Source organism: Paraburkholderia sp. SECH4 (assembly GCF_030511745.1).
Lineage (GTDB): Bacteria > Pseudomonadota > Gammaproteobacteria > Burkholderiales > Burkholderiaceae > Paraburkholderia > Paraburkholderia madseniana.
The window spans coordinates 17,473-30,196 of sequence record NZ_JALOCP010000042.1 but is presented as its reverse complement, the minus strand read 5'-3'; the positions used below and the strand labels follow the sequence as shown (position 1 = coordinate 30,196).

Sequence of the window (12,724 nt, the reverse complement as noted above, 5' to 3'; positions counted from 1 at the left end):
GGGGGGCTTCCTTCAAGGCGTGCCCGTGTGGGCACGCCTTAACTTGCGACTCGCCATCATGAATCAAGACGTATCGTCTTCGCAGCCGCAGTCCGACACCTCGCAGCCGTTTCTGCAGGTGGTCGGCGTGCACAAGCGTTTCACCGGCGTGCATGCATTGCGCGGCGTGAGCCTGTCGTTCGAGCGTGGTCAGATCTATCACCTGCTCGGCGAGAACGGCTGCGGCAAGAGCACGCTGATCAAGATCATCTCCGGCGCGCAGCCGCCCGACGAAGGCGAACTCGTGATCGAAGGCGTTCGGCATGCACGGCTGTCCGCACTGGAATCGCTGGCCGCAGGAATCGAAACTGTCTATCAGGATCTCTCTCTGCTGCCCAACATGAACGTGGCGGAAAACGTCGCGCTTACCGCCGAGCTGGCCACGCACGAAGGCCGGCTTGCGCGGACGTTCGACCGGCGCGCGCTCGCGCGCACGGCAGCGCGCGCGCTGGAATCGGTCGGCCTGCCCGGCGACGCCGAGTTTCAGGCGACCTTGATCGAGCAATTGCCGCTCGCCACGCGTCAGCTCGTTGCCATTGCTCGCGCGATTGCCAGCGAGGCAAAGTTCGTCATCATGGATGAGCCCACCACGTCGCTCACGCAGAAAGAAGTCGACAATCTGATCGCCGTGCTCGCGAACCTGCGCTCGCAGGGCGTGACGGTGCTGTTCGTGAGCCACAAGCTCGATGAGTGTTATGCGATCGGCGGCGAAGTCATCGTGCTGCGCGATGGCCAGAAGATGGCGCAGGGACCGATCGCGCAATTCACCAAAGCGCAGATCAGCGAACTGATGACAGGACGCCATCTGACGAACGAGCGCTATCGTGAAGGCACGTTGGGCCAGGATGTCGTACTCGACGTGCGCGGCTTCACGCGTGCGGGCCAGTTCAGTGACGTGTCGTTTGCGCTGCATCGAGGTGAAATTCTCGGCGTCACTGGTTTGCTCGATTCGGGGCGCAACGAACTCGCGCGCGCACTCGCGGGTGTTGCGGCGGCGCAATCGGGGCAGGTGTTGCTCGACGGCAAGGCGATTGCATTGCGCACGCCCTCGGACGCGAAACATCATCGCATTGGCTATGTGCCCGAAGACCGCCTGAACGAAGGGCTGTTTCTCGACAAGTCGATCCGCGACAACGTGATCACGGCAATGATCTCCAGCTTGCGGGATCGCTTTGGCCAGATCGATCGCACGCGCGCGCAGGCGCTCGCGGAACAGACGGTGAAAGACTTGCAGATCGCGACGCCCGGTGTCGACAAACCCGTGCAATCGCTCTCGGGCGGCAACCAGCAGCGCGTGCTGATCGGCCGCTGGCTCGCCATCGATCCGCGCGTGCTGATTCTGCATGGACCGACGGTCGGTGTCGACGTTGGATCGAAAGACATCATCTACCGCATCATGCAGCGCCTGTCGCAAAGCGGCATCGGCATCATTCTGATCAGCGACGATCTGCCCGAGTTGCTGCAGAACTGCGATCGCATCCTGATGATGAAGAAGGGGCGTGTGGCCAACGAGTATCAGGCCGACACGTTGAGCGAAGCCGACCTGTATCACGCGCTGCTTTCGGAAGCTGCATAAAGGACGCCGATACCCATGAACTCGCGGATCCCTTCGCGCATGAACCAGACCATGACCACCCCGACCGTTGTCGAAGTCGCACCCGAGGTCAAGCCGCCCACCTTGTGGGCCAGGCTCTCGCGCAACCCCGAATGGTTCACCGTCGCGTTGATCGCGGCGACATGCCTGATTGTCGGCGCGATCAATCCGCGCTTCTTTCAACTGGCGACGCTATTCGATCTGCTGCATTCGGCCACCACGATGTCGCTTTTCGCGCTGGGCACGCTTGTTGTGCTGGCGTCCGGCGGCATCGACGTTTCGTTCACGGCGATCGCCGCGCTGACGATGTACGGCATCACCAAGGCGGTGTTTGCCTGGTGGCCGGACGCGCCGTTCGCGCTGATCCTGATCACCGGCGCGCTGGGCGGCGTGCTGCTGGGTCTCATCAACGGCCTGCTGGTGCATCGCTTGAAAGCGCCTTCACTGATCGTCACGATCGGCACGCAGTATCTGTATCGCGGCCTGCTGTTGACGTTCATCGGCACGACGTTCTTCATGAACATTCCGCACAGCATGGATCACTTCGGCCGGATTCCGCTGTTTTTCTATCACACCAGCGAAGGCCTGCGCGCGGTGCTGCCTGTTTCGGTGCTGGCGCTGGTGGCGGCCGCCGGTGTCACGTGGTGGCTGTTGAACCGGACCATGATGGGACGCGGTGTCTATGCAATGGGCGGCAGCCTCGCGATTGCCGAGCGGCTCGGCTATAACCTGCGCGCGATCCATCTGTTCGTGTTCGGCTATACCGGCATGCTCGCCGGCATAGCGGGCATTCTGCATGTATCGAACAACCGGCTCGCGAATCCGTTCGATCTGGTCGGCTCGGAGCTCGATGTGATCGCCGCGGTGATCCTGGGCGGCGCGCGCATTACGGGGGGAACGGGTACGGTGGCCGGCACGTTGCTCGGTGTGGTGCTGGTCACGTTGATCAACAGTGTGCTGATTCTGGTCGGCGTGCCGAGCACCTGGCAGAAGGTGATCATCGGCGCGTTCATTCTGATCGCCGGGACGCTGTTCGCATTGCAGCGCAAAAGCTGAAGACTGAAAGCCAGTCACGTCGGCCGCTCACCGGCACCGTGACGCGACGGCGTGCGGCTAGCGCATTCATTTGCGCTTGCGAAGCTCCTGGCCTTTCTCGGTGATGATGGAATCGAAGTCGTCGATTTGCGAGAAGCGCACCGCCTTGACGACGCCGAACTTGCTCTGGTCCACGACCAGATGCCGTTCGACGGCACTTGCCATGGCCGCCTGCTTGAGCGCGACTTCGTGAAAGTTCCAGCACGTCACGCCGCGCGCGTTGTCCACACCGCCCGCCGAAATGAACGCCTTGTTGATGCCCATGCGGCGCAGCATCTCCAGACTCTCTTCGCCCGCAAACGAATCTGACGAGGGCACGTAGACGCCGCCCAGCAGAATCATCCGTACATTCGGCTTGCGCCGCAGAATCTCCGCCACATTCAGCGAATAGCAGACCACAGTGACGTGACGTTCGAGCGGAATCAGGCGCGCAAGCGTGGTGAGCGTCGTACCGCAATCGATGAAAATCGTTTCGTGGTCGACGACGAGTTTCGCCGCAATCGCGGAGGCTTCCGCCTTGGCCTGCGCGAAATGATCCTTCTCTTCTTCGAGTGAATAGCCGGCGTTATTGGGTACGTCGGTCGCGCTGACGATGTAGCCGCCGAGATACGTGAATCGTTCCGGACTGCCTGCGATATCGCGCCGGACAGTCATCTCCGATACGTCCAGCAGACTGGCGGCGTCGCGCAGGCGCATCACGTTCTGCCTGGCCAGCGCATCGGCGAGGGCGCGGAGGCGGTCGGGTTTCAGCATGGAGGTCCTGTCGCGTAGTGTGGAGCGCAGTGTGGAGGCGCGTTATGTTTTGTTCGCGTTGATGAGAGAATTATAACAAGAGGTCGCGTGCGCGGCGAGCCTGTTTGAGCCTCGGTTTAAGCCTCGAAAACGGGGCGTGTTGCGAAGAACGGGGTCTGCCGCCGAGCCGAACTATGTGAGACTCCGATGCATCGTCACGCCGCACCTGAACGAGCGCGGCCGAAATCCAACTATTCCTCCCGATCCCATGAATCTTCGCCAACTCGAACACGTCGTTGCGCTCGCAGAAGAGGGCAGCTTTGCGCGAGCCGCCGTGCGCGTCCATCTGAGTCAGCCGGCGCTGAGCAGAAGTATTCAGGCCATCGAAGAGCATCTGGACATGGTGCTGTTTGACCGCAGCACCCGCGAAGTACGCATCACGCCCGCCGGCCAGACGGTCGTGCAGCGCGCGCGGAAGGTCCTGTTCGAAGCACGCTGCCTGTTGCGCGACGTGGATTTGCTGAAAAGCCACGATCTCGGTTCGGTGAACTTTGGCTCCGGGCCTTATCCGGCTGCGATGCTGTTGCCCGCTGCACTGGACGAACTCGCCCAAAGCCATCCGAATCTGCGCATCAACGCCGCCGTCGACAACTGGAAGAATCTGCTGGAGTTGTTACACGCGGAGCAACTGGATTTTCTGATCGTCGACATTCGCGGCGTGCCGTCGAGCAGCAAGCTCGAGGTCATTGCATTGCCGAGGCATCGAGCGGCCTGGTTTGTTCGCGAGGGTCACCCACTGACCCAGCACGATCCGATCGAGGTACAGCAACTCTCAGGTTATCCCGTCGTATCGGTTCCGCTGCCGGAGGCGATGCGCGAGTCGCTGCGCAAGTGGTTGCGTTTTCCGCCCACACAGGAAATGGAGTTTCACCTGACCTGCAACGACGTCAACGTGCTGCGTGAGTACGCCCGCAAGACGGATGCGCTGCTGCTGCTCACCGAGCAGTCGGGTTGGGAACGGGAGCGCTCGGCCGGTCTGGTCGCGCTGTCGGTGCCATCCCGGTCGCATCTGTGGCTGCAGTTCGCAATCGTCCATCTGGCTGGACGTACGCTTTCGCCGGCAGCCGAGCAGGCGATCATGGCCATCAAGCGTGTGGCGGCGGTGAAACCTGCGTGAACGCGGCACCCAGTCGAATAAATGTTGAAAACACATTAATTCGATGAAAACTATGCAATTGTCTTATTGATCAAGGCATCGTTCAATGTCTTCGACGCGGCAACGAGGCCGCCTTCAGCTTGAGGGCGACGTCCCGGATAGCCGCGACTGGAGACATGATGCAACTCTCGACGCACGACGTCCGTCACCGGTGGATCGTGGTGACCGGCCTGTTTTTTTTCCTGGCGATCAACTTTGCCGATAAGGCGCTGATGGGGCTTGCAGCCGAGCCGATCATGCGCGAACTCGGCCTGACGCATACCCAGTTCGGGCGCATCGCCGCCAGCTTTTTCCTGCTGTTTTCGCTTTCGTCTCTGCTGGTCGGGCTGTTGTCGGACCGCGTGAAAACCCGCTGGCTGTTGCTGGCCATGGCCGTCGTCTGGTCCGTGTCGCAGGCGCCGCTGCTCCTCGCCGCGGTGCCCACCACGCTTGTGATGTCGCGAATACTGCTCGGCGCGAGCGAAGGTCCCGCTTATCCAGTCGCGATTCACTCGCTCTACAAATGGTTTCCGGACGCGGAGCGGACCTTGCCGACCGCGCTGCTGACGATCGGCGCGGCGTTCGGGGCCGGGTTCATCGCGCCCGTCATTACCGCAATCATTCTGAATTTTGGCTGGCGCGCGGCCTTCCTGACCCTCGCGGTGGTGGGTCTCGTCTGGAGCATCGTCTGGCTCGCTATCGGCCGTGAAGGACCGCTCGAATCGGCCGGCGATCGTGCGCCCGGCGCCCTGGTCGCGCAGGCCGCATCGCTGGAGGAAAAGATACCGCTACGCGTATTGCTGCTATCGCGCACATGCCTTGGCTGCAATCTGTCCGGATTTGCGGCGTACGTCGTGCTCGCGCTCTCGACGATCTGGCTGCCAAGTTATCTGGTCAGAGTAGCGGGCTATTCGCTGATGCAAGTGGGATGGATTGTTGTATTGCCCGCGTTCGGCCAGATGGTCATGGCGCCGCTGCTCGGCTGGTGGTCGCAACGCTTGATGAAGCGCGGCATCGCCAGCCGTCATGCGCGGGGCACGCTGGGTGCGGCGGCCGTCGTGGTGTCGGGCAGCGCACTCCTTCTGATGCCGGTATTGCCGCCTGGTGCGGCGCTGATCGCCGCCGTGACGGTCGGTTTCTCGCTCGCGTCGTTTGCCTTCACGACGGGTGTCGCGTTGGCGGGCGAGGTGGTGCCCGCCCGTCAGCGCGGGGGCGTGCTCGGCATCAATATCTGCGTGACCACCCTGGCGGGACTCATTACGCCGGCTGTCATGGGCCAGATCATCGACGTGGCTGGCGACGCCTTAACGGGCTATCGCTTGGGCATCGCACTGGCCGGCGGGTTCGCCGTGGTCGCGGGCGTCGCGTCGGCGTGCCTGGTAGACCCGGCCGGAGACCGGCGCCGCTTTGCGTGTCTGGCGTCGACCTGCGCGCAGATCGGCGCGATCCCGACCACTTTTGTACGGAACACTCATGAATAGCAATGCGATAGAGACACGCGAGGCAATTTCGACGCAGGACGACGACCCCAGGGTGGCGTTCGTCAGGATGGCCGCGGCGCCGGTTGCCATATATGGTTATCCGCTTGTCGAGGTGATACGTACGTGTGCAATGCATACATCTCCCGTCTCGACGAGCCCCCTGCGTGCGCCGTTCAATTCGATCCACGCAAGCATGCGCCGCTGGACACATCAGGATCGCGACATCGTTACACCAGCGAACGACTTTCTTTATCTGAACGCGTGGATCGATCTCACTGACGGTCCGGTCGTGCTGGACATTCCCGCGGTGGACGTGGACCGGTATTACGTCATCGAGTTGCTTGATGCGTTCACCAACAATTTCGTCAATTTGAGTCCGCTTAACGCGGGCTCTTCCGGCAAACGGTACGTGCTGCATCGCGCGAGCGAGGCAGCACCCGCGAGCCTGAACGCAGAGCCGATCGCTTGCCCGACGCCCCTCGTGTGGATGCTGGGGCGCGTGCTTGTCAAGGGAGACGATGACTTGCCTGAGGCTCAGCAGGCAGCGTCAGGATTTGCTCTCAGCGGGCGTGACGCAGTGGGATTCGCCTGCGTGCGAGACTGGCGCGCGAGCACCGAGCCGGCGCTTGATTTTTTCCAGAACTTGTTCAATGCGCTTCAAGATGTGCCACCACGCGCTGACGAAACGGCTTTGTTCGGCCTCCTCGCACGCGCCGACCTGTACCCCGGCAAACCGATCGATGTTGAGATGCTTTCGCCCTTCGTGCGACGCGGTTTGCAACTCGCTTATGAGGACGCTCACCGGCTGATCGCCGCTCACACCGAAAGCCGTGGGCGGCGCAGTTGGGGCTACAACCTGAAGCTCGGCCGCTATGGCAGCGACTATCTGCTGCGCGCCTGCACGGCCATGAAGGGACTAGGCGCACTCAGCGCGACTGAGGCCGTCTACGCCGTAGCCGATTTCGATGGCGCGGGCGAGCACCTGAACGGGCGCCATCGCTACGAGTTGTATTTCCCGCCGGGTGGCCTGCCGCCGGTGCGCGCGTTGTGGTCGATCTCGCTTTACGGCGCGGATCGTTTCTTCGTCGAGAATCCGCTCGCGCGTCACGCGATTGGCGATCGAACCGAGGGCCTACGCTACGAAGCGGACGGCGGCCTGCGCATTCTCATCCAGCACGACGCGCCAGCCGTTGAGGCGAACTGGCTTCCCGCTCCCTCAGCGCGGTTCTATCTGATCCTTCGGCTCTATCAGCCTCGCGCGGCGTTCCTTGAAAACCGCTACGAGATTCCGGCTGTCCGCAATCTCAACTGCTAACTGAAACTAACCTATGTCTACGTTCGATACCCACGCTCAAGCCACGCTGGCGGAAAACCAGGACCTCGTCGCCGCCGCGCGTGCAGCCGTGCTCTTCACCCTGCCGCTTTACGAAATGTCGCGCATGCGATCCGCGACCTCGGCGCGGCGCGACAGCGCGGGTCACTTTGCCGGCGGCTCGCCGGAATCAACCTGGCGATGGGCCAATCAATGGGTCCACACGCGAGAACCGCTGGGTCCCCGGAATCGGGAAGTGGTCACGCCGAATAACGACACCCTTTACTCGAGCACCTGGCTCGATCTTGCTCATGGCCCGTTGCTGCTGGATGTGCCACCCATGCTGGGGCGCTATTTCGTGCTGGGCCTGCTGGATTTCTATACCAACCCGTTTGCCTATGTTGGCACCCGGACCACCGGAAACGACGGTGGGGTATTTCTGCTGCACGGTCCCGACTGGGACGGCACGGTGCCGGACGGTGTACAGGCGATTGCCTGCCCGACGGACAGTACGTGGTTGATCGGACGCATTCTGGTGGATGGCGCGGACGATGTCGCGCAAGTGGTTGCACTACAGGATCGTCTGAAATTACGGCCACTGCCTGGTTCCGGTGCGAGGGTGCCCAGCCTGATCGATGCGGGTATGCAACCGGGTGACAGGCCAGGGGACACCACGCTATTCGTGCGCGTGGTCAATCGTGCGCTGGCGGAATGCCCTCCACCTGCTGGAGCCGAGGACGATCTCGCGTGCTTCGCCATCTGCGGCATCGGCCCGGGTCTGGATGCGGACGCGTTGAGTCATCAGCAACACGATGCGATCGAAAGGGCGCTGACAGAAGCGCTTGATGAATTGAGCGGGGCGTTGCCGTCCGCGCTGGGGGGCGGGTGGGCACTGCCTGTCGCTGTGAGCGATTCGTTCGGTACCCGGTATCGCGAACGGGCGCAGGTTGCGCTCAACTATATTGGCGCGCTTGGGGTCGAAGAAGCCATGTACATCATCGCCGATCGCGATGCCGCGGACGCGCCGCTCGACGGACGCATGCAATACCTGCTCCACTTCCTGCCGGAGGCGCTGCCGCAAACTGACGCGTTCTGGTCAATTACGATGTACGACAAGACGACGCGAATGCTCGTCGAAAATCCGCTTCAGCGCTATTCGATTGGCGACCGTACGCAGGGACTGCGCTATGACAGCGACGGAGGTTTGCGTATCGCCATTTCTGCAAAGGAGCCTGTGGACCCCGCGCTGCGTAGCAACTGGTTACCGGCGCCGTCTGCAGGGTTCTATCTGGCGTTGCGTCTCTACGTGCCGCGAGCCCCGCATCTTTCGCTCACGTTCGCCTATCCGCCTGTTGAGCGACAGTAAATGGTCACGTCGTGACGTCGAACGGGCAGGCGGGGAGTTATTCCGCCGCCTGCCGCAAGCTACAGGGGAGCAGCTTTTACTGCTTGATGCCTTCAGCCTGAATATTCAGTGTGGTCAGCATCTTGAAGCCATAGGTCTTGCCGAAGTCGACGCCGAAATCGTCGCGATTGAACGTCAGGGTCGATTCGGTGCCGCACACTTCGCGCTTGAGCATCGGGTTCATGATGCACTTGAACGATTCGATCTTCAGGTTGGCCGGCTTGGTCACGCCATGCATGGTCAGCGTGCCGATCACTTCCACGGGCTTGTCGCCGTCGAAGCGGATCTGCGTGCCCTTGTAGGTCGCGGTCGGGTACTTGGCGGCGTCGAAGAACTTGTCCGTGACCAGTTCCGAGTCGAGCTTGTCGTTACCGATATCCACCGAGCTCATATCGATCGTCACGTCCACCGTGCCGGTTTTCGCCGCGCGATCCAGCACCACGGTGCCGCTGCTCTTCTTGAACTTGCCGCGCCAGTTCGACAGTCCGCCGAAGTGGTCGGTTTCGAAGCTCGGGTAGGTGTGCATCGGGTCAAGCTGATACGTATCGGCGGCCATTGCGTTGAACGACATGGCTGCGGTCAGCGCGCCAGCGGCGAGCAAAAGTTGTTTCTTCAAGTTATTCTCCAGGTTTCAGAAAGTGCTGTGACGCTTAGGTGTATTCCGTTACTTCTTCGAAGCAACGATGTGAAATTTGATGACGACTTCGTCGGCGACCACCGACGTGTCTTTCCATTCGCCCGTCCCGACGTCGAACTGCGAACGCTTGATCGGCAATGCGCCGTCGAAGGTCTGCGTGTTGCCCTGGCTGGCGATGGTGACCGGCACCACGACAGTCTGCGATTTGCCCTTGATGGTGAGCTTGCCGGTGATCTTGTACTGATTGCCGCCGGCCGGCGCGATCGCGCTCGAGACGAACGTCGCGGCCGGATAGGTCGCGCTATCGAACCATTCCTTGCCCTGGGCCTGCTTGTTGTAGTCGTCGGCACCGAGGTCGTAGCTGCCGGTGTCGATCGACACATTGGCGCTGCCGGCGGTCGGCTTGGCGGGATCGAAATTCAGTTGCGCCGAGAATTTTTTGAATTTGCCGTCCACCGGCACGTTCATCTGCTTCGTCGTGGCGACGACAGTGCTTTTGCTCGTGTCGACATCGGCGTGCGCGAGGCCTGCGCCGAAGAATGAGAAGGCGGCGACGCCGGCCAGAATGGAGTGGTAAAAGTTTGATTTCATAGTGGTACGCATCCTATCGAACCCACGCGCGCTGATTGCGCACCGCTGGGAATTAGATTGCCAACAGGCTGTAGCCAATCGGCCGTCGCTCGTGTGTTATTTGAGGAACGGAATCATCCGTGCGAGTAATCCGTCGCGGTCGACAAATTGATGCTTGAGCGCCGCGAGTACGTGCATCCCAACGAGTGCCAGCAACGTGTAGTTGAGCAGCACGTGGACCGTGCGCAGGCTTGCCTTGAGCGCCTGGTCCGGGCCGATGAAGGTGGGTAGCGGCACGATGCCGAGGTACACCACCTGAATGCCTGCGGCCGAACTATAGAAGTAGCCGGACAGCGGAATTGCCAGCATCAGAACGTAGAGCACGCCGTGCACGAGATGGGCCGCAGCCTTCTGCCATGCGGGCGTAGCGCTATCGAGGTCCGGCGCGCGGTGAGTGGCGCGCCACAGCACGCGCGCCACGGCCAGCACGAAGACCGTCACGCCGATCCACTTGTGCCACGAGAAGTACTTCAGCTTGGTAGGCGTGAAGCCAGGGATATCGGTCATGATCCAGCCGATATAGAACCCGCAGATGATCAGCAATGCGATTAGCCAGTGCAATGCGACGGCAGGGCCGCTGTAGTGCTTGACGTCTGAAGGACGGGGATTCATGGGTTCATGCTCACTATTCGTGGTGCGAGCCGCGTGCCGCGTGCGGTGTGTCGCGTGTAAATGCGGATAGTAGGGATGCCAATGAAAATTGAATAGACCAGGAGAAGAGAACAGATTGTTCTAGCCGTGACGCTAATGGGGATGAAATAAAGCCGAGTGGCGGTCTGATTTGCTGAAAAGACGTGGCACTGTGTTAATTTTCCGGCTTAATCGCTACAAAATCCGCGCTTGCGCGCAATCAGAATCAAGGACCTGCTTGGTGAATTCCGTCTTCCTGTCTTGGGGTATTGCCATAGCCGCCACGGCTGGCGTCATCACCCGCCCGTTCAAATGGCCCGAGGCCGTGTGGGCCGTCGCCGGCGCGCTTTTACTCGTATCGCTGGGCCTGCTTCCCGTCGATCTGGCCGTCGAGGCAGTCGGCAAAGGCACGGACGTCTACCTCTTCCTGGTCGGCATGATGCTGCTATCCGAAGTCGGGCGCCGCGAAGGTCTGTTCGATTGGGTCGCCGTTTTCGCGGTCAACCACGCCAAAGGATCGCCGCGAAAGCTCTTTCTGCTGGTCTACCTGGTCGGCGTGGTCATCACCGCTTTCCTTTCCAATGACGCCACCGCGGTCGTGCTCACGCCTGCCGTTTTTGCCGCCGCCAAAAAAGCGAAGACGCCTCCGCTGCCCTTGCTCTTCGTCTGCGCGTTCATTGCGAATGCCGCGAGCTTCGTGCTGCCGATCTCGAATCCGGCCAACATCGTACTGTACGGCAATCACACGCCCGCGCTCGGCGCCTGGCTGATCCGCTTCACGCTGCCTTCGCTGCTGTCGATCGTCGCGACCTATGTGCTGTTGCGCTGGACTCAGCGCGACGCGCTCGCCGGCACCTGCGAGGCCGATCTCGAACCACTCGAGTTGTCGTCGAGTGGGCGCGTTGCGCTTGCGGGTATCGCGGTGACGGCCGTCGTGCTGCTGGCAGTGTCCGCCTTCGATGTCCCGCTCGGCCTGCCCACCGCGATACTCGGCGCGCTGACCGCCGCGGTCGTGCTGATCCAGGAGCGCAAATCGCCGCTGCCGATGATCCGGGAAATATCGTGGAGCGTGCTGCCGTTGGTCGCCGCGTTGTTCGTGCTGGTCGAGATGCTCGATCACACCGGCGTCATCAAGACATTCGTCCATCTGCTGCAAGATGCGACGCAACACAGTGAAGCCACGACGGCTGGCTGGGCGGGCAGCGTCATCGCGATCGGCAGCAATCTGATGAACAACCTGCCGGCGGGTCTGGTCGCCAGTTCGACCGTGATGCAGGCGCATAGTCCTGAGCGCGTGATCGACGCGCTGCTGATCGGCGTCGATCTGGGTCCGAACCTGTCGATCACCGGTTCGCTCGCAACGATCCTCTGGCTCAACGCAATTCGCCGCGAAGGCGAAGACGTGAGCTTCATGAAGTTTTTCAAAGTGGGCGTGGTGGTGATGCTGCCCGCCCTCGCGCTAGCGCTCGCCGCGCGGATCCTGATCGGTTAAGGGTAAATAAAGGGCAACGCGTCATGACCGGGTGCCCGTCGCTCGCATGGGCCGCTCGGCTGCCGGCGTTTGCGCGGACTGCTCGAGTGAGCGCAGGGCGGCTTCGAGCCGCGCGAGGCGGGCGCGCTGTGTCGTCATCAGCAACGTTTTGGGAAACATGCCCAGCCGATTGCGCCAATACGACAGTGGAATGCGATCGGTGGTGGAAATCTTCCCGAAGACGAGTTCGAGATGGGCGATTTCTTTGTCTATGTCGTGATAGCTCATCTAACTAAAGTTCCAGAAGAGGAAGTGGACGGGCGATCAAGCGCGTGCGAGCCAGACGCCGGTAGCTGGACAGATAGGTCCGACTAATGGGCGCGCCTGACGGTGGTGAAGAGTGCAGCAAGCGCCGTACCACGCGTCCACGATGTCGAGCTAACATCGAGCTTTCGAACGCCATACATTTATATGATGTATCGGCGCCGCCCAGTCAGGCGGGC

12 protein-coding genes are annotated in these 12,724 nt (G+C 61.5%); 7 read left to right on the top strand and 5 right to left on the bottom strand.

Going from position 1 to position 12,724, the window contains the following annotated elements; genetic code table 11:
* The first annotated feature begins 58 nt into the window (after nt 1-58).
* Together M0D67_RS35330 and M0D67_RS35325 are read left to right on the top strand one after the other, a co-directional pair.
* The gene (locus M0D67_RS35330) at nt 59-1,615 is read left to right on the top strand and encodes a sugar ABC transporter ATP-binding protein (protein WP_171927514.1); all 1,557 of its coding nucleotides are present in this window, start codon (nt 59-61) and stop codon (nt 1,613-1,615) included.
* 15 nt (nt 1,616-1,630) lie between these two features.
* On the top strand, nt 1,631-2,689 hold the full coding sequence (locus tag M0D67_RS35325) for an ABC transporter permease (protein ID WP_154560006.1): 1,059 nt from the start codon (nt 1,631-1,633) through the stop codon (nt 2,687-2,689).
* A 66-nt stretch (nt 2,690-2,755) separates the two neighbouring features.
* Here M0D67_RS35325 and M0D67_RS35320 read toward each other — a convergent pair whose 3' ends face one another.
* The gene (locus tag M0D67_RS35320) at nt 2,756-3,481 is read right to left on the bottom strand and encodes a DeoR/GlpR family DNA-binding transcription regulator (protein ID WP_171927513.1); all 726 of its coding nucleotides are present in this window, start codon (nt 3,479-3,481) and stop codon (nt 2,756-2,758) included.
* 247 nt (nt 3,482-3,728) lie between these two features.
* Between M0D67_RS35320 and M0D67_RS35315 the strand changes: the two genes are divergently transcribed.
* From M0D67_RS35315 to M0D67_RS35300, 4 genes are all read left to right on the top strand, one after another.
* Nucleotides 3,729-4,637 (top strand): LysR family transcriptional regulator, encoded by a 909-nt coding sequence (locus M0D67_RS35315; protein WP_171927512.1) that lies wholly within the window; start codon nt 3,729-3,731, stop codon nt 4,635-4,637.
* A gap of 155 nt (nt 4,638-4,792) precedes the next feature.
* Nucleotides 4,793-6,136: an MFS transporter gene (locus M0D67_RS35310; RefSeq protein ID WP_266241655.1), complete on the top strand. Its 1,344-nt coding sequence runs from the start codon at nt 4,793-4,795 to the stop codon at nt 6,134-6,136.
* Nucleotides 6,129-7,451, top strand: a complete 1,323-nt coding sequence (locus tag M0D67_RS35305; protein ID WP_171927510.1) for a DUF1254 domain-containing protein — start codon at nt 6,129-6,131, stop codon at nt 7,449-7,451. The genes M0D67_RS35310 and M0D67_RS35305 overlap by 8 nt, the downstream gene beginning before the upstream one ends.
* Nucleotides 7,452-7,464: 13 nt before the next feature.
* Complete coding sequence (locus tag M0D67_RS35300) at nt 7,465-8,814, top strand: DUF1254 domain-containing protein (RefSeq protein WP_266241654.1); 1,350 nt, start codon at nt 7,465-7,467, stop codon at nt 8,812-8,814.
* A 76-nt stretch (nt 8,815-8,890) separates the two neighbouring features.
* On the opposite strand, the gene M0D67_RS35295 is transcribed toward M0D67_RS35300, so the two are convergent.
* The 3 genes from M0D67_RS35295 to M0D67_RS35285 all read right to left on the bottom strand — a co-directional run bounded on the left by M0D67_RS35295 (nt 8,891) and on the right by M0D67_RS35285 (nt 10,732).
* The gene (locus M0D67_RS35295; protein WP_154560000.1) at nt 8,891-9,469 is read right to left on the bottom strand and encodes a YceI family protein; all 579 of its coding nucleotides are present in this window, start codon (nt 9,467-9,469) and stop codon (nt 8,891-8,893) included.
* 48 nt (nt 9,470-9,517) lie between these two features.
* The gene (locus M0D67_RS35290; protein WP_171927508.1) at nt 9,518-10,081 is read right to left on the bottom strand and encodes a YceI family protein; all 564 of its coding nucleotides are present in this window, start codon (nt 10,079-10,081) and stop codon (nt 9,518-9,520) included.
* 96 nt (nt 10,082-10,177) lie between these two features.
* A complete protein-coding gene (locus M0D67_RS35285) occupies nt 10,178-10,732 on the bottom strand; it encodes a cytochrome b (protein ID WP_171927507.1) in 555 nt (184 codons plus the stop codon).
* A 259-nt stretch (nt 10,733-10,991) separates the two neighbouring features.
* On the opposite strand from M0D67_RS35285, the gene M0D67_RS35280 reads away from it, so the two are divergent.
* Entirely contained in the window at nt 10,992-12,242 is a 1,251-nt protein-coding gene (locus tag M0D67_RS35280) for an arsenic transporter (protein WP_171927506.1), read from the top strand.
* Between the two features lie 21 nt (nt 12,243-12,263).
* On the opposite strand, the gene M0D67_RS35275 is transcribed toward M0D67_RS35280, so the two are convergent.
* Nucleotides 12,264-12,509: a hypothetical protein gene (locus M0D67_RS35275; protein ID WP_154559996.1), complete on the bottom strand. Its 246-nt coding sequence runs from the start codon at nt 12,507-12,509 to the stop codon at nt 12,264-12,266.
* Nucleotides 12,510-12,724: the final 215 nt, after the last annotated feature.